A 17,605-nucleotide genomic window follows, 5' to 3' on the forward strand; every position below is an offset into this window, starting at 1 on the left:
ACTCAAATACTCAAATACTCAAATACTCAAATACTCAAATACTCAAATACTCAAAATTATTTTGAGGATCTGTAATAATCCTGTCAAATAAAAGTGGTCTGTTATCAAATTTCCTCTAATATATTCTGTTTAAGTAAGAAAAATATTGATTACGTTTCAGGTTGCAGTATTTTAGCCGAATCTTTTATAAACGAATCATTATCGCAACGATGATACTAATACTAGCTTGAGCTTGATTATCAAGGCAGATTTTCCTGCGTATAGCAGGATTTGTTCTAACTATTCAAACCATTTGCTTCATCTTTAAAGGTTTCTACAACGACAGAGAAAATGTCATCCCAAATCGCCTCATTTGTTAAAAACGGATAATCTTTAAGTAACTTATTACTTTTAGCACCCTTATTTTGCAGCATACTGCGAATGATTCTATCGGCATAGCTATTGGGCATCTCAACAATCTCTTTTATGGCAAGGCGTGCATTGTCATGTTGTCTTAGATACTGTGATTCATGATGCATCTCTTTTTCAATAACATGAGCAATCAATCCTGATAAATACTGAACGTGAGGCGTTAGATCCATAAAGCGCCATGCAGGTTGAATCAGGTGAGTATTTCCAAAATTTAAGTTTGAGCGAATACCATCAGGGTAAGTAATCGCCTGTTTATCAAAGCTGTAATGATCACGGATTTGCTTCATAAGCGGCACAGAGACACGGTCTAAAATCTTATCATAGGCATGACGGTCTGAAGGATGCTCAGCAATGGCTTGTGATATAGGTAGGATAATCGGCTCATAAATGACCTGGTCTCGTCTGAGGACATCATTAATCAAAAAGCGATGTACGCGGCCATTGCCATCCGCTAATGGATGAATATACACAAAGGCGAAGGAGGCAACAGCACTACGCATCAGTGCTGATTGTCCCTCGGTCTTTTCCATAAATACTTGTAACCCTCCTAACTTATTAGCAATGTCATCAGCAGGTGGAGCGATATAGTGCACAATTTCTTTAAAGCCATTCACCTGAGTATGCGACACAAAAACTGGGGATTGACGGATACCATACTGCTGGATGACCGTTTTACTACCCAATATCTCTTTTTGCAATTCTGCCAATGATTCAGGATCAAGCGGAATGTCACCGGTGCCGGTACGCCGTGCCATTACATCGGCGAAACGTTCAATACGTTTTAACTCTTTCCCTTCACCTTCTATAGTAAAACTGGCTTTACTCTCTCGTAATGTCATCCATACGGAGGCACGCATCAGTAAGTCTTGCCCAAATTCATCGTTCAGCTTGTCAACCATTGTGGCAATATCGAGTGCAGCGGCTTGCGTAAACAACTCTGTTTTCACCAATTGAGGACAGAAATGACGGGTTCCTGCTAGATTGTCATTGATACGCCAGCGAGCGTTCTTGATGACATGCGCAGGGCTTGAAGTCACCAGCTTCTTAGCATCTAGAGCATCCACATAGTTACCGCCTAAATTATTCGGTACTGCTAACTGCTTATCCATGAGCCACTCATACAAGAAAGCCATTCTACGGGCATAGCTGCCTGTGGGCTCAGCGTTTACCCATGCTTGTACATCATCAGCCCCTATCTGCTCAAACAGACGAGTCAGTAACTCTAAACTCAGTACTTCATGACGCATGTGAAACTGTAAGTGCGCAACGATAGTGTCCAGTGGCCGCGCAGTTTCCTGATAAGCGTTATGGATGACATCACCGTCTTTATAGGTTTGCCTGCGCCCACCGATACTACTGCTGACATATAAAGGGGCAACCAGCTCGATGCTTGCATGACGGATAAGCCATGCTGCGCCAATAGGGTCTAAGGTAGGGGTGTTTATCATGAGTGGCTCAAGCGATTATAGATAAGCCATTTTGCAGAAAAGCGATTATGAATGCAATATAATGATTATAATGAAGCCTTACTGCATTAGATCGATTTTTATATGACGTTGTGATACCTTTAAATAAAGATCAAAGGGCGTATTGAGTGGATATAATGAGTTCAAATTGGATGGGCTCCTTTTTTCATTCTATTAGAGTATCTCAGGTTAGACTCTCTTATTTAGTAACATTCGTATTGCTAAGCTTAGCGCTAATCTCACGAAGTAACTGCACTTCTTCTGAAGGTCCTGCTGGCACTTCTTCCTTTACTTCATCCGCACGACGTAATCTATTGACCATCTTCACCATCATGAAAATGATGAATGCTAAAATCAGGAAGTTAATAAGTACCGTGATAAAGCTACCATAAGCTAACACAGGAACGCCTGCTTCTTTCAAGGCGTCATAAGTCATAGCAATACCTTCAGGCACATCGCCTAATATCACAAACATATTCTTGAAGTTGATTTCACCGCCAGCAATAAAGGCGACGATTGGCATCATGATGTCTTCGACTAACGATGTTGTGATGGTTCCAAATGCACCACCAATAATGACACCGACAGCTAAGTCCATTACATTACCTTTTAAAGCAAACTCTTTAAACTCAGATACCATACTCATAATTTCTCTCCTAAAAATTTTTGTCTGTAAGTAGATCGGCGTGTAAATATACGATTGAAAACTGGATACATTGATAATGATCGAACAGCACAGTATTTTAATAAATTCTGTTTGGTTATATATAAAACACAACACAAAAAAAGCTAGATAGAACGAGATATTTTCTACTCATCCTATCTAGCTAGATATAACACTTAACGCTAATACAGAAGATAATAATTAGAGTGTATTGAACATTCACAATTTGAACCAAAGATAAACGCGAGCCACTGTATTCTCATAGCTCTAATTTAACTTATCAAATCTTGTAGCAACAACTGTTGCTGTAGTTTTTATTTTAGCAGAATTCTATGCAATTATGGTCGTTTCTTCTCTCTAGAGCCTATTTAAGCGTCTTCTAAGCCTTAACTAGCGTAATACAGATATAACTGTCTCAGAAGGTCTAACAAGACTATAAGTCTTATAAGGTTTACGAAGCAGCAGAACAAAAAATGAAGAAAATTAAAGATGAGTTTGGAAGATAGGTATAGCCTACTATTGACGATCAGTAATAGAATTTGCATGTATTTTAATCAGTTTGTCGTTATCAAAATATAGGCCGCCATAACTCTCATAAGACCAGTAATCAAGCTTGCCATACTCATCCGTAATAGTATAAGTTCTATAGTCAGTTCAAAATAAAATTGTTATGACTATGGCAAATATCATAAAACAATTTGGATAAGTCGTTTTCCAACCAGCCTTGGCGTAGAAACTTTACCTGAGCCCATTTTTTCTCGATAGGGTTCAGATCAGGGCTGTACGGCGGCAACCATAAAATACGATGACCATGCCTGTTCAGTAGCTTTTGAATGCGTTTATTCTTATGAAATCTGGCATTATCCATGACAATCACGCATTTGGTTTTAAGACTTGGGATTAGCGTGTGTTTGCACCAGTGATAGAAGACGATGCTGTTGATGTTTGTCTCAAAGTAATCTAGTGCAAACAGCATCTTTTCATATAGAGCACCGATAACGTTGGTTCGCTTTTTACCTTGCCAGTTGTAGCTATCGATACAAGGCTTACCAATCGGTGCATAGCCATAAGGACGAATAGTTTCAGCCTCAAAGCCACTTTCATCCATATAAACGATGGGATAGCCTTGCTGCGTAAAGCTATTAAGCTTACTGTGGTATATCGCTCTTTTGATCGGACAGGCTTTTGGATGCTCTAAGGTCTTTTTTTTGACTGATGCCTAGGCGCTTTAGGGCATGATAAATGCCTGTTTTATTACAGTTTAAGCGACGAGCTCGCTCATACTGGTAATCATCAGGATGTTCTTTGACATCATTAAGTAGCACATCATTTGGTATTTTATAAGGTTTGGTTTGCCTGGTTGTTTTGCTATGAACACGCCGCTTCCAGTTTTGTATGGTGGTTGGGCTCAGATTGTAAAACTCAGCTGCCTCGGCAAAGGTCATACCCTCGTCTAAGATTTTTAGTACTTGCTTGCGAAAATCTAGTGAGTAAGTCATGGTCTTTATAATAACAATTGGGTTTGATAATTAGTTTATAACATTTTTAGGTGGGCTTGACTATAACAAATAAGATAGAAGACTTCTTTACTCACACTGAGATTCTAACCATTTAGATAATTTAATAACATTATCCTGATTATTCTTTAATTCCTTGCAAACGAAGTAAAAGTTATCCCCTGTTAGGAATTCGTGCATTGGAATTCTAACGATATTTTGTTTATAAGCGTCATCCTGCATCATATAATTATTGGTAAGAGTAATGCCCAGATTGTACCTTGCGGCTTCTATCGCTAGTAGTACATGACTAAAATGATTTATCTTTATATCGCTTGGCAATTCAAATCCGCCTGCCTTACACCACCGCAGCCAATCCTCCGCTGTATTCTCGCTTGTATCTGCATATCTGACAGACAATATTGGATGCCGCCACAATGCGTCAGGAAGGGGTTTATCTCTTATTTTCTCCCAAAGCTTTTGACCACAAACAGGATATAAAGTTTCAGAAAATAAAAACTTACTGATGAAAGCATGTGGAGGAGGATTGATGAACCGCCCCGAGATTGTCGGAGACTCAACTTTCTGAGAGAATACGACAATGAAAACACGAAACTATACCCCTGAAATGAAAGAGCGTGCGGTTCGCATGCTCATTGAAGCCAAAGACGAATATCCTTCCACATGGTCTGCAATTCAAGCCATTGCCCCTAAGATTGGCTGTACGCCTGAAACCTTGCGGTCATGGTATAAGAAGCACATCGATCAAACCATACCTGCTAATGTTCAAGCTCAAAGCCAAGCCGAGCGCATCAAAGCGCTTGAACGTGAGAACAGAGAATTAAAGCAAGCTAATGAGATTATAAGGAAAGCAGCTGCTTTTTTCGCCCAGGCGGAAATAGACCGCCCACCGAAGTGATGATCAAATTTATTGATGAGAATAAGTCAGAATATGGGACCCAAGCCATTTGTAGAGTCTTGCCGATTGCTCCATCAACCTATTACCGTGCTAAAGACTTGGAGAGCTGCCCTGACAAGCGCTCATTACGCAGTCAACATGACGACTTCTACATCAGTGAAATCAGGCGCATCTGGCAGGACAGCAAGTGCCGCTACGGTGCGCGTAAAGTCTGGCAGCAAATGAAGGCTGACGGCAGTCATGTGGCTCGTTGTACGGTAGAGCGGTTAATGAAGCAGCATAGCATGCAGGGGGTTTGGCGCGGTAAAGGTAAGATAACCACCAACAGCCGTGATGACCAGAAGCGCGCTGATGATTTGGTCAATCGCAACTTTAGCGCACGCCACCCTAACCAGCTGTGGGTGGCTGATTTTACCTATATCAAGACGACAAGCGGCTGGGTTTATACTGCTTTTATCATTGACGTGTTTGCTCGCGCTATCGTGGGCTGGAAGGTATCTAATCGTATGAACACCGATATGGTGATGGCAGCACTAAACCAAGCAATAGCAGATAGAAATAATCCAAAAGATGTGATTCATCATAGTGATCGCGGGGTTCAGTACTTGTCTATCCGCTATACAGACAAAATGACAGATTCTGGTGTGATCGCCTCTGTTGGTACAACGGGTGATTCATACGATAATGCGTTGGCTGAAACGGTTAACGGGCTGTATAAAACGGAGGTGATTGATTATTTAAAACAGCAGTGGCAAGGTGTGAATGATGTTGAATTAGCAACCCTTGAATGGGTGGACTGGTTTAATAAAAAAAGGCTGCATAGTGCGATTGGCTATGTGTCACCTTTTGAGTTTGAGAAGCGGTATTATGATAATCTTAATCTGTTAGGCATTGCTGCTTAACTTGAATAAACAGTCTCCGATATAGTCGGGGCGGTTCATGACGGTGATATAACAATCGGCCCTTTGCTCATTATAATCAGAGGGATGATTAACCATATCTAAAGTAAGTTCTATTTCTGGATACTGTCTATAGAAGTCTTCTAGTCGAGGAATCAACCAATTCACTGCGACTGAACTGTACAGAGCTAAGCGTATACGCCCAGGTTTTCCATGTTTAATAATCTGACTACTATCTGAAAGTAGACCCAATGCGCCACTCACATCTGTGAAATAACGCTCACCAACCTCTGTCAACGAAAAGGTCCGGCCTTGCCTGTAAAACATTGCTTCCCCAAGATACTCTTCAAGGATGCGTATTTGGTGACTCACGGCACTTTGTGTCACATTGAGGCTTTCTGCTGCTTTTGAAAAGCTGTTAAGTCGTGCAACGGATTCGAAGCATTGTATGGCACGCAATGGGGGCAAATCCATTATTACCTCAGCTAATACTAAGTATGGTTTATATCATTATACATCATAGCGTTACTTGCATATACTGCCTGACAGATCGTTAAATCAGCATGAACCCATTGGGGTTTTAACAGTTTCTGAATTTAGAGTAGGGCGAGGAGGCTAAGAATGCCAAAGATGAGTGTTGCATTTGCCATGACGCTATTGGTACTAGGAAATATCATTGCGGTCTTCTCAGACGCCTTGATAAAGGCCTTGCCCTCTGAGACGGCGGTATATCAATTTATCCTGTTTCGTCAATGCACAGCGGTTTTAATGCTGTTGCCGTTTTGCTTAATTAATAAAAAGAACAAGTTATTCAGTAATATAAAATGGCACTTTGTTCGTAGTCACGTGTGGTTATTGGGTGTGATATTCATGGTACTGTCTCTTCAAGCACTGCCTCTTGCGACTGCGAATGCTATTTTTTATGCCGCCCCTTTATTTGTATTACCACTGGGTTTTTTATTTTATAAAGACAGATTAAACTTTCCGACTATCGCAGCCTCTATATTAGGTTTTGCTGGTATCCTCGTTATCGTACAACCGAAACAGATCAATTTAGGGGCGGTGTTTGCCCTTATAGTGGCGGTAACCATGGCGCTAAACAATCTGTTAGTTCGTAAACTTCCACAACATCATACTGTCTATCAAACGCTACTTTTGACCAATTTATTAGGAATCCCATTTGCGCTTGGTTTGGCTATTTGGGAAGGACAGCCATTTGATTGGCGCTCATTGATTACGGCCGCCAGTTCAAATGTATTTATTTTGATTTATGCGGGTATATGCGTACAGGTGTACCGACACATTGAAGCATACAAAGTCTCTAGTGCGGAATACTCAGGTTTACTAGGGGCGGTGGTGGTTGGAATCATATGGTTTAACGAAGTACCAAATATGACTTTGTTAATAGGTTCTGCGCTGATTATCCTACCTTTGATATGGCTAGCTACTCTCGAATCTATGAGGCTTAGACAAAAAACTGGGTAGGATAATAGCTTTTAAAACCTAATCAAGCTGATGTGCCATAAATAATAAGAAATAATAAAAGTTATGAATCAGACTAAAATGTTATTTAACGTTTACATCGGTTCATGCTTGACGAAACTGTAGATTACTTGTTAGACACTATAATAAGTCGGTTGCATGATTAAAAACTTCCAAGTTGGTTCTTATGTATCTAATAGTATCGTGTCTATAAAAAAGACAAACTGTTATTTAAAATACCTCAACTATTCAGCTGTTAGTCCTGCTTTAACACCCGATAAACGGTAGCCACCCCAACACCAACCGCCTTAGCAATCTCCTCTTTCGTCATATTGTTTTGACTGGCTAATTCTTTAATACGATTGTGTTTCGTTGTATTAGGCTTCTTACCAGTGGGCTTATAACCACTGTTCGCCAACCCCTGCTTAATACGCTCTCTACGCTTATCGTTATCAAGCTTTGCCATCGTTGCTAATAAGTCGATCAGCATATGGTTAATCACTGTTAGGATCTCACCTGTCATGCCTTTACTTACCGTATGCGTAGTTGGTAGATCAGCCACCACCAATCGCAAGCCCTTGTCTTTGATGCGCTGCTTTAGAATTGCAAAATCATCTTGAGATAGCCTGCTTAATCTGTCCACGCTTTCAACCAGCAGAATATCGCCTTGATCAGCGTCCTTTAATAGCTTAGCTAATACTGGCCTATCGAGCTTTGTACCACTGAAATGCTCAACGTACTCAACAAGGTTATCGTTATAGCTTTGGCTAAAGCTAATCAAGTCAGACAAGGCTCTCTTAGCGTCTTGATCCTTAGTGCTGGCTCTCACATAAATACGAACGGTCATAACGCCACCTATATTATTTAGACTTAATAATCAATGTTCATTGATAACAATAAGATATTACTATCATTTAACATTAATAACAAGTCTAATGATAGATGAATTATCGTTTAGAGGTTTTATTTTTTAGGTATACGCCTGCAGATGCAATTATTAAACATAATGATAAACCCATTTAAGGCAGACTCCCAGTTTCAAATGGACATCGATCACTGCTTTTTTGGTCAGTTAGATAATGTCTGCACGGCTAGACTTATCTACTTTGCAGACGCTGAAAACATTACTGTTGCATGATATTTTTTTGACAGATTCAGCCTTTAAATCTGCATTGTATATTCTGATTTTCTTAGTCATGATAAGCTTCTGTTAATATTCTTATTTTACCAAATTTACTTATACGGTTTCTTTTGCATAGCTCATAGGTGTCTCAGTTGAGATTCCCAACAGTTTAAATAAAGGTTATTGTACTCAGGTTATGTCACATATTAAGGTTCATGAACCATTTATTTTTCTATTAACTATAGGCTATTGTTTTTACTAGACAATCATCTTTTTTAAACTATGAACCTAAATTTAGGTAGCCATAAGTTAAATAGACAGTAATTGAAGGTTTGTTCTACGTGTCATTCTCAATCGCCATAACCGCTGCCTAGTAAACCAATCATATATCATGTGCTCCTTAGAGTTTCTCATGGGAATACGGAGCACTAACCTAGTGGACGTTTAAATTTTTGTTGTGGGACACTGACATTGATTAGCGTTCATCACGACTAAATTCAATTTGCACATTACCTTGTCCAAGTACATCGGCTAACTTGTCAGGCTGGCTCACTCTACCAATACGCGTATAAGAATAGGATGAAGGAAAACTCTTATAGAACACTACTAACGTTGATGAGCCATACAACATGATGTCACCATTATGAATGGTATTTGCACGACTGGCATTCGTTGGTAGTGCATTTGGTAGCTGAGCGTGCTTCTCATTACTGTGCAAATCCTCCATATTTAACGTTAAGGGTAATTGTGCCGCAAAAGCATGCGCGGTCGCGCTGTCTTCAGCCATCACTTCAAAACGATGTCCATTAATTGTCATCCACATATTCACCTGCTCCTTTTCTAATATTGTTTGTTTTGCATTATTGGGGCTTGTTTTTTGCGTCAAACTTTCATGCACAATGGACGAGTTTGATGTGGCATTTTGATCGTCAGCACAAGCACTCAATGCTGGCAAGATACCAACAGCCATCATAAGGATTATGCGGTTGTTCACATTCATCTGTCAAACTCCCCTAAAGTAGCTACCGCGCGGTCAAACGCGATGTTAAGAACGCAGAAATCACTAAAATAACAGCGCTAAATATAAACGTTGCCTGAAAACCGCTATGATCCAATAAAATACCACCCAGTGTAGAACCAAAAGCAATGGACAGCTGAACCACAGCGACCATTAAGCCGCCACCTGCTTCAGCATCTTCTGGCAACGTCTGAGCAAGCCAGCGCCACCAACCAACAGGTAGCCCTGTCCCTAAAAGACCCCAAATTCCAAGTAATATGGCCACAACTATGGTCGATGTACCAAAAAATATCAGAGTCAATGCAATAACTGCCATTAAAATAGGACTCATAATTAGCGTCGCATAAAAACGACGATCCAAAAATATATTGATAATACACGTGCCAATAAACCCCATCACGCCAATGCCAAGCAAAATAAGCGACAAGGTGGAAATATCAACTTGGGTAATGGTTTCTAGAAAAGGTCTAACGTAAGTATAAAGTGAGAATTGACCCATAAAAAACAAACTGACTGCCAACATACCAATCATGACGATAGGATTACGGAGCAACCCTAAAATAGTGGGATGTTTATCTGTTTGATCTGTGTCAATCTGCATGGAAGGTAAACTAATCCATTGCCAAATAAAGGTTACAATGGCAACAGGAACGAGACAGAAAAAAGCACCGCGCCAACCAATAATAGAGCCAAGATAACTGCCTAAAGGTGCTGCAATGACCATTGCTAATGCATTGCCACTGTTAAAAATAGCCATGGCGCGCGGTACATCTGAGGGTGGCACTAATCTCATGGCCATAGCTACCGACATTGACCAAAACCCGCCTATGACCACCCCAAGCAAAGCGCGGCCAATCATGTAAACCATATAGTTTTGCGCCAGTGCAACAATGACGCCTGACATGGCCATAATGGCGGTTAAAAGCAACAATAGTGTTTTACGATTCATATTGCCTGCTACACGAGAAATCGTCAAACTTGTGATAACCGCAAAAGCACCTGAAATAGCAATACCTTGACCTACCATCCCTTCACTGATGCTGAGATCTACTGCAATCGGCGTGAGTAGACTCACAGGCATGAACTCTGAGGCAATTAATGCAAAAACGCACAGTGTCATGGCAAAAACCCCACTCCAATAGGCGGGCTGTTCTACATTTTTTTCTTTTTCTTTGGTGTTCAGCATACACACTCTCGATATTGTATTGAGAATCTATTAAAAAATGGGTTTTAAACTAAACGAAAAACCGGCCATCACGTAGCCGGTTATTTTTATAACTCACTACTCTCTTTTTTTATTTCAAGCTTTTATTAAAAAAGTCTGTTAATTTATCAAAAGGGATTTTATCCATACGATCGTATAAATCGACATGGTTCGTATTTGGTAAAATGACCAACTCTTTTGGTTGCTTGGCTTTTCGATAAGCATCTTTACTAAAATAAAGCGAGTGGGCATCCTCGCCAGCAATGATTAAGATAGGACGCGGAGATATCTCGTCAATATAGCTTAGCAGTGGCATATTCATAAATGATAAAGGCATCGTCGCCGTCCATGCGCCGCTTGAGTTCACCGCATTTTTGTGAAAACCCCGATCCGTGCGGTAGTAATCGAAAAACTCTTTTTGTACAGGGTTTGGATTGCTATCTAAAGTTTCGGGCAAAATACGATCTGCCGTGGTCACTTTGCCGGTATCGTCTACATATAGGTCATGATTGGCCGTCGCAGGCTGCCCTTTCTCTGCGTCTATCCAGCGTTGTTGATTGAGATGTTTCAATACTGCTTGACGATTGCCCGCATCATAGCGATCATCACCGTCACCTACCCCATGTCCCATCGCACGACTCATATCGTACATACTGGTCGTGGCGACTGCTTTGATTCGCGTATCCATCGCAGCGGCATTCAAACCCATACCGCCCCAACCACAGATACCAATAGCGCCAATCCGATTTCTATCAACCTCAGGACGTAACCCTAAGTAGTCTATCGCCGCACTGAAGTCTTCCGTATTGATATCTGGGGATGCTACATTCCTAGGCGTACCGCTGCTTTCACCCGTATACGAAGGATCAAAAGCAATAGCAACAAAACCCTGTTCGGCCATCTTTTGCGCATATAAGCCTGATGATTGTTCTTTTACAGCACCAAAAGGCCCGCCAACAGCCAATGCTGCTAGCTTTTTGCCGTTATAGGCTTTTGGTATATAAAGATCTGCGGCGAGCGTAATGCCATAACGGTTTTTGAATGTTACTTTTTGATTTGTGACGCTGTCACTTTTAGCAAAAGTTTTATCCCATTTTTGTACAAGTGGGACGGTAGATGTGGCTGCTTGTGCCATATGATTCGCCCCAAGGATAGTTGAGCTAATCAGTATTCCCAAGCTAAGCTTTTTGATCATTGATGGTAAGGCCATTGGTCGTCCTTTTTGATAGTAAATCATCACTTATCTGATGATTATTCATAATGTGTGAGTAGAAATAGCCGTGTTATAAACAAGACAAGATTGTTTATAATATATTCTTTAAAGTCATGAGATAATCTTATACTTCTACGATTCTAGTGATAATACCCATTTTTTAACTTTTATTTATTCACTCAGGTTATGAATATGCGACAACAAGAGAATTATAATGAGCTGCATGCTTTCTTATTGGTTGCTCAAGAGAGTAGTTTTACTAAAGCTGCTGTCAAACTTGGGATATCACAATCCGCACTGAGCCGCTCTATTAAGTTGTTAGAGCAGCGCTTAGGTCTACAGCTATTCACGAGAACCACACGTAGCTTGTCTTTGACACATGCAGGCAAAGCATTGTTTGTGACCGCTGAGCAGAGTTTTAGTTTATTAGATGAGAAGTTAGATGGACTCAAGCATTTGCGCGAAACGCCTGCGGGGTTGGTGCGCATCAGTGCTGGTCAGTATGCTATTGATAAAGTGCTGTTACCAAAGCTGGCCAAATTCAAACAGCTATATCCTGATATTGAATTGGAATTGATAAGCGATACTGCTTTGTCAGATATTATCAGCACACAATTTGATGCAGGGGTTCGCTTTGGTAGTTTGGTTACTGAAGGTATGATATCGGTGCGTATCGACTACGATGAGGAGATTGCTGTGGTTGGTTCGCCAGACTACTTCCATGAGTTTGGCTTTCCCAAAACACCTGTAGAGTTGAACGAACACAACTGCTTGGGCTATCGATTTATGGGTGGCGGTATGTATCACTGGGATTTTATGATTGATGGTCAACCATATAAATTAAAGACGCAAGGACAATGGGTGTTCTCGACTGATTATTCAGTGATTGATGCTGCAAAACGAGGACTGGGTATAGGTTATGTCCCTATCGATATGATTAAAGATGAGCTAAAAAACGGCAAGCTTATTCATATATTGAGAGAGTTCAGTCATACCTTTAGCGGCTTTCATTTATATTATCCGCATCACAATGTGTCACCTGCGCTACGAGCCGTTATTGATGCTTTGAAGCTCAAATAATATTTACTTAGGTAGCAAAGCATCGAAAATTTTCCTAAAAAAATAATTTATGAAGACATTTTCGCCTTCTAACCCTATTCAGTTTCGCGCAATATTTTGATGTCTTTTAATGGTGACTCACTAAAAAAACGGCGATACTCTCGACTGAAAGACGGTCTCTAAAGTTACGACCGTTTAAGGTATAATCATCTATAAATCAAAAATTAATGTTGATATTTATGGCCAAAGTGTCTTTAGATCGCCCCAGCCTTATTGCTTGCCCTATCGCTCACAACCTTTCGGTGTTTGGTGATCCTTGGTGCTTGCTGATCTTACGCGATGCTCATATGGGACTGACGCGATTTGATGAATTTCATAACAGTCTAGGCATTGCACCGTCGGTATTGACCAAACGTTTAATCACTCTAGTCGAGGAAGGTGTATTGACAAAACACCGCTACTCAAAACAGCCACCGCGCGAAGAGTATCTACTAACGGATGCAGGTCAAGATATACTACCGATACTATTCATGTTAAGGGAATGGGGTCTTACTCATAGGCCTTGTTCAGAATACGATCAGAGGGCTATTTTTGTAGATTCTGAGACAAGTGAAGAGATTCAACCTGTCGTCATTGACAAAGTGACTGGTGTTGAGATTGGTAAACGTGCCATCCAGAAAAAGTTTAAATAAGCGTTTTATATAGATTTTAAGAATTAATATTTCTTTATGCTTTTTCAACCCTTATTTTGCACAATCAACTCTTTTTCATAAGCTACTGCCTGTGTTCGTGTTATTCAGCAAAAAAAATCGTGCTTAACTCGCCTTTAAATCACCCACACGTTCTGTTGCTTTAAAGAATTCTTTTAGCGATACATACTCACCAACAGCTACCATCCTCATGCATGCACATTGGCATAGATAGCCTAAAATTTTATGCTACCTGCCAGCACTTCTATTAGAAATAATGAAAGTACGATAATAAATATAAATAGTAACTATCTTTTTAGTAGTAACTATCTTTTTAGTAGTAACTATATTATCTTATACTAATTCTTTGCCAAAAATCTGCTTGGCCTCTATAAGCTGCGCCCACCAAATAGAATGTATAAGCAACCCATACACAAGGATTGTAAAATGGATGTTACGAAAACAGATGTTAATAATACGCTGGCTAATTGGCAAGTTGATGATTCGCGTATACGCGCCACATTAGGCTCTGTAGGGATAACCTCGCCTGCTCAACTGGCCAGTATGAGAGGCCAATCATTTTTTGATGCTATGTTTGCAGGAGAGTTGCCCTCACCACCGATTGGTGAAACGCTCGATTTTATTCCTATCCATATACAAGGCGGTAAAGCCATCTTTCAAGGTCGACCCAGTCAGCAACATTACAATCCATTAGGTAGCGTACATGGCGGTTGGTTTTGTACCATTCTTGACTCTGCTGTCGGCTGCGCTATTCATTCTACCTTGCCCGCCGGCAAAGGCTATACCACGCTCGAGATTAAAGTAAATATGATTCGAGCTTTGACCAAAGCCATTCCGCTCGTACGTGCTGAGGCTAATATTATCCATGTCGGGAGACAAACCGCAACGGCTGAAGGTCGTATCGTTGGGCCTGATGGCAAACTATATGCCCATGCCACCACAACCTGTTTGATATTTGATATGCAGCCATGAGCATAATGATAGATTTTTACTTAATATGCTTTTGATAATTGATGAAAATTTTGATAGTTAACGAATAATAGGGGCAATACTATGCAAGCATTCGAACGGGCAATGACTCTAGATGATAAAAAAGCCCGCTATTATGACTTATCTGCTTTGGTTAATAATAATGAAAACGCGCCGTTATCTCCTGCACATTTTTATGGCGGTAATGGTTTTACTGCTGGTGTCTATCTGCCGCTATTAACCGAGCTCAGTGAGCAATTTACTATAAACAGTCTTGCCATGCGTGGTTATTGGTACGATCTACCATCCGTCAAGAAGCTCACTCGCGAGCAAGATGCTGATATATTGATTGATTTTTTAGAGAAGACACAGGATCAGCCTGTCGTAGGTATTGGCCATTCTCAAGGCGCCACTGCTACTGCTATTGCAGCTGCTAAGCGTCCAGAGCTATTTTCACAGCTATACTTAATAGAGCCCGTTACTTTTACCAAATCGCAGATGCTCATCATGAACTCAGCACCTGACGATTTAAAGATAACTCAAGAACCTTTTAAAAGCACACAAGCCAAGCAAGCACAGTGGGAAAGCGTTGAATCGTACTATAACTATCTACGGGCACATCGTGCCTTTAAGCGTATTGATGACAACAATCTCTATGTTTTTGCAAAAAATAGTCTCATCCAAAATGAGCAAGGACAATACAACTTGCTATTTACCCCTGAGCAAGAGTTGGCAAGCTACTTCGATACCCCCTTTGTCAATGGCGCTTTAAAAGACCTTAATACTATTGGTTTGCCTTACACTATTATCGTTGGTAAACCTTCTATGTTTATTAGTGATAAAGTTCGTAAAGTTTGGCAGCACCTTGTACCTAGTGAACGAATCATTGAGCTGTCGGATAATGGGCATCTGCTACCAATGGAAGCGCCTGAACAATGTGCAAACATCATTATGAAAGCGTTTAATGATAGTTAAGACGTTTTTTTAACGGTAATGTGCAATGGAATAACAAACTAGTACCTAGCATTTGGACTAGAGGAATTAAACAATCAAAGCTATTCGATAAGAGGCTAAGCCCTAGAAGTTATGCTCTCTATAAGGCCTAGCCTATAGTCTTTTATTTATACGGTAATTCAACTGGTTTTTATTGTGTAATCTAAAATCAGACTAACCCATCGTTGCCATTTCTTGCTGAGTGAAAAACGATGCACCCTTAGGTATTTCTGGCAGCTGTACAAGGTTGGGAGTCAATCTAACATTACCACTTATCGCGCCTTTTACCAAAGCGCCTTCATGCTTACTTGGTAGCGGGTTTGGTGATAGCGCGTGTGCATCTTCTGCCTTGTATACGGAGATGAATAAGTATCTGGGCAAGTCGCTTTTGTTCGGCCCTGATGAATGCAGCAACCTACTATGCATAAAGCATATAGAACCTGGCTTACCGATACAGGGTACAAACTGTTGGCATTTTTTCGCTTCTATGTCATCACTCACTTTACCCACAAACTTCCCATTTTCCCAATGGGAAAACATATCTTCTTTATGACTACCGGGCACCACCAGTAGCGGTCCGTTTTCCATCGTAACCTCACCGATCATCAGTAGTGCCGTAAGCATGTCATCGTTAGTGTGCGGCGTAAATGGAAAGTCTTGGTGCCATTTGACGGTAGTCGACGTATTGGGCAACTTGGCATTGATTTTACTATGGTGAAAGCATGTGCCATTACCGCCTATCAAGTCGCTTGCCATTTCTGACATATTGGATTTAAGTGCTATATCTGCAAAGGACTCAGATATTTCTGTCGGTGATGTAACACGACGTAGAGACGGGTTTTTAGCACTGTGATCTTTTGGATCAATATCAAACCTTGCTCTACCATCTAATGTTGATCCCCAAGCTTCGGTATGTACCTTACTCTCATCTATCCAAAAATTTATTTGATTAAGAAGGTCTGTGAGATCAGTAGAGTCAATAGCGTTTTCTACTACTAAATAACCTCTATCGTGATACTGCTTAATTTGTTCATTGGTTAACATTTAATACTCCTTCCTTTTTTACTTATGCTGCTTATCCGATTAATTCATTATTTGATCGATATCTGCTTGGCTTGGAACGGTTAGACCGTAGACGCTCAATATTTTTTCTAGATCACCAGACTGTTTCATTTTTTCTATACCGTCCGAGATGATTTGATAAGTTTCAGTATCACCTTTTTTCACGCCAATCCCCCCGACAATAGGATATAGCTCTTGTGTTGAGGTGATTTTCACGCGATCGCCAAGTTTCATTTCCGCGGCTTTCATGACGGCAGCATCATCATATTGAATATCTACAGCTCTAGAGAGCAATGCTTGAGAGGTTTGCGGTGAGGTTTCGTATTCACGAATTTCGATAGCGCCTTGGTTTTGTTCAACACATTTGGCGGATATTTTTCCTAATTGATTGACAAATTCTGTGCCTTTCATCGCACCAACCTTTTGACCACATAAGTCATCTGCTCCTTGAGGTGCAAGGTCTGAGTCACCACGCACCAGCAATGAGATGTCGGTCTTGTAATAAGGAATCATATCAATCTGCGCTAAGCGATCTTTAGTGATGTACATTGATGAATACAGCACATCAAACTTGTCCCCTTTTAGCCCAGGAATGAGGTTTGCCCATCTGGTATCTTCCCATTTGGGTGTGATATCACCATTAAGCTCCGCTACTTTAGCCATAATCTCCACATCTACCCCGCCCGGATTACCCTGCTCATCCAAATACTCATAAGGCGGAAAGGTCATATCAGAGCCTATGGTTAGTACTCGTTTATCAGCACCTGCGCTCTCAGTAGCAGTGGCGCTGCTTTCTTGACTACTGGTAGGTGCTTCACTCGAACAGGCATTTAATACTAAGCCTGCAGCGGCAGAAAGTAATATCATTTTTAATGGCTTCATCGTAGTCATTCCTAGTGGGTTAATGAATTTAAACA

17 protein-coding genes and 1 other annotated feature are annotated in these 17,605 nt (G+C 40.7%); of the genes, 6 read left to right on the plus strand and 11 right to left on the minus strand.

The genetic code is table 11. From position 1 onward, the window contains the following. Window positions 1-275: 275 nt before the first annotated feature. The 4 genes from CIK80_RS00005 to CIK80_RS00020 form a co-directional block, all read right to left on the minus strand. Window positions 276-1,859, minus strand: a complete 1,584-nt coding sequence (locus CIK80_RS00005) for a Fic family protein (RefSeq protein ID WP_095568361.1) — start codon at window positions 1,857-1,859, stop codon at window positions 276-278. A 217-nt stretch (window positions 1,860-2,076) separates the two neighbouring features. Beyond that, window positions 2,077-2,523, minus strand: a complete 447-nt coding sequence (mscL, locus tag CIK80_RS00010) for a large conductance mechanosensitive channel protein MscL (protein WP_095568362.1) — start codon at window positions 2,521-2,523, stop codon at window positions 2,077-2,079. Between the two features lie 667 nt (window positions 2,524-3,190). Next, complete coding sequence (locus CIK80_RS00015; RefSeq protein ID WP_143516767.1) at window positions 3,191-3,715, minus strand: IS630 family transposase; 525 nt, start codon at window positions 3,713-3,715, stop codon at window positions 3,191-3,193. Beyond that, window positions 3,690-4,040 carry an IS630 transposase-related protein gene (locus CIK80_RS00020; protein WP_095568364.1) on the minus strand — a complete coding sequence of 117 codons (351 nt, stop codon included), beginning with the start codon at window positions 4,038-4,040 and terminating at the stop codon, window positions 3,690-3,692. Before CIK80_RS00020 ends, CIK80_RS00015 begins: the two co-directional genes overlap by 26 nt. Window positions 4,041-4,638: 598 nt before the next feature. Here CIK80_RS00020 and CIK80_RS00030 point away from each other — a divergent pair. Continuing rightward, a protein-coding gene (locus tag CIK80_RS00030; protein WP_095568366.1) for an IS3 family transposase occupies window positions 4,639-5,858 on the plus strand; the annotation gives its coding sequence in 2 pieces (ribosomal slippage) (window positions 4,639-4,915 and window positions 4,915-5,858; 1,221 coding nt in all). Next, window positions 4,914-5,030: a sequence feature (AL1L pseudoknot), on the plus strand. Its footprint overlaps the gene before it by 117 nt. On the opposite strand, the gene CIK80_RS00035 is transcribed toward CIK80_RS00030, so the two are convergent. Further along, window positions 5,841-6,329: a LysR family transcriptional regulator gene (locus tag CIK80_RS00035; protein ID WP_095568367.1), complete on the minus strand. Its 489-nt coding sequence runs from the start codon at window positions 6,327-6,329 to the stop codon at window positions 5,841-5,843. The two genes, CIK80_RS00030 and CIK80_RS00035, sit on opposite strands and share 18 nt — an antisense overlap. 147 nt (window positions 6,330-6,476) lie before the next feature. On the opposite strand from CIK80_RS00035, the gene CIK80_RS00040 reads away from it, so the two are divergent. Then, window positions 6,477-7,340 carry a DMT family transporter gene (locus tag CIK80_RS00040; RefSeq protein WP_095568368.1) on the plus strand — a complete coding sequence of 288 codons (864 nt, stop codon included), beginning with the start codon at window positions 6,477-6,479 and terminating at the stop codon, window positions 7,338-7,340. 253 nt (window positions 7,341-7,593) lie between these two features. Here the strand turns inward: CIK80_RS00040 and CIK80_RS00045 are convergent, their stop codons facing one another. The 4 genes from CIK80_RS00045 to CIK80_RS00060 form a co-directional block, all read right to left on the minus strand. After that, window positions 7,594-8,184 carry a recombinase family protein gene (locus CIK80_RS00045; RefSeq protein ID WP_095568369.1) on the minus strand — a complete coding sequence of 197 codons (591 nt, stop codon included), beginning with the start codon at window positions 8,182-8,184 and terminating at the stop codon, window positions 7,594-7,596. 751 nt (window positions 8,185-8,935) lie between these two features. Then, complete coding sequence (locus tag CIK80_RS00050) at window positions 8,936-9,460, minus strand: cyclophilin-like fold protein (RefSeq protein ID WP_095568370.1); 525 nt, start codon at window positions 9,458-9,460, stop codon at window positions 8,936-8,938. A gap of 22 nt (window positions 9,461-9,482) precedes the next feature. Continuing rightward, window positions 9,483-10,664 (minus strand): MFS transporter, encoded by a 1,182-nt coding sequence (locus CIK80_RS00055; RefSeq protein ID WP_095568371.1) that lies wholly within the window; start codon window positions 10,662-10,664, stop codon window positions 9,483-9,485. 109 nt (window positions 10,665-10,773) lie between these two features. Then, window positions 10,774-11,892, minus strand: a complete 1,119-nt coding sequence (locus CIK80_RS00060; RefSeq protein ID WP_095568372.1) for an alpha/beta hydrolase — start codon at window positions 11,890-11,892, stop codon at window positions 10,774-10,776. A gap of 195 nt (window positions 11,893-12,087) precedes the next feature. On the opposite strand from CIK80_RS00060, the gene CIK80_RS00065 reads away from it, so the two are divergent. The 4 genes from CIK80_RS00065 (at window position 12,088) to CIK80_RS00080 (ending at window position 15,608) form a co-directional block, all read left to right on the plus strand. Beyond that, window positions 12,088-12,975, plus strand: coding sequence for a LysR family transcriptional regulator (locus CIK80_RS00065; protein WP_062844586.1), 888 nt, complete (start codon window positions 12,088-12,090; stop codon window positions 12,973-12,975). A 218-nt stretch (window positions 12,976-13,193) separates the two neighbouring features. Then, the gene (locus CIK80_RS00070) at window positions 13,194-13,646 is read left to right on the plus strand and encodes a helix-turn-helix domain-containing protein (protein ID WP_095569471.1); all 453 of its coding nucleotides are present in this window, start codon (window positions 13,194-13,196) and stop codon (window positions 13,644-13,646) included. A gap of 444 nt (window positions 13,647-14,090) precedes the next feature. Next, window positions 14,091-14,636, plus strand: coding sequence for a PaaI family thioesterase (locus tag CIK80_RS00075; RefSeq protein ID WP_095568373.1), 546 nt, complete (start codon window positions 14,091-14,093; stop codon window positions 14,634-14,636). 81 nt (window positions 14,637-14,717) lie between these two features. Further along, window positions 14,718-15,608: an alpha/beta hydrolase gene (locus CIK80_RS00080; RefSeq protein WP_095568374.1), complete on the plus strand. Its 891-nt coding sequence runs from the start codon at window positions 14,718-14,720 to the stop codon at window positions 15,606-15,608. Between the two features lie 192 nt (window positions 15,609-15,800). Here CIK80_RS00080 and CIK80_RS00085 read toward each other — a convergent pair whose 3' ends face one another. Continuing rightward, the gene (locus tag CIK80_RS00085; RefSeq protein ID WP_095568375.1) at window positions 15,801-16,670 is read right to left on the minus strand and encodes a phytanoyl-CoA dioxygenase family protein; all 870 of its coding nucleotides are present in this window, start codon (window positions 16,668-16,670) and stop codon (window positions 15,801-15,803) included. 39 nt (window positions 16,671-16,709) lie between these two features. Then, on the minus strand, window positions 16,710-17,570 hold the full coding sequence (locus CIK80_RS00090) for a transporter substrate-binding domain-containing protein (RefSeq protein WP_068407010.1): 861 nt from the start codon (window positions 17,568-17,570) through the stop codon (window positions 16,710-16,712). Window positions 17,571-17,605: the final 35 nt, after the last annotated feature.

Origin of the sequence: Psychrobacter sp. JB193, assembly GCF_002285555.1 — a bacterium.
Classification (GTDB): domain Bacteria; phylum Pseudomonadota; class Gammaproteobacteria; order Pseudomonadales; family Moraxellaceae; genus Psychrobacter; species Psychrobacter alimentarius.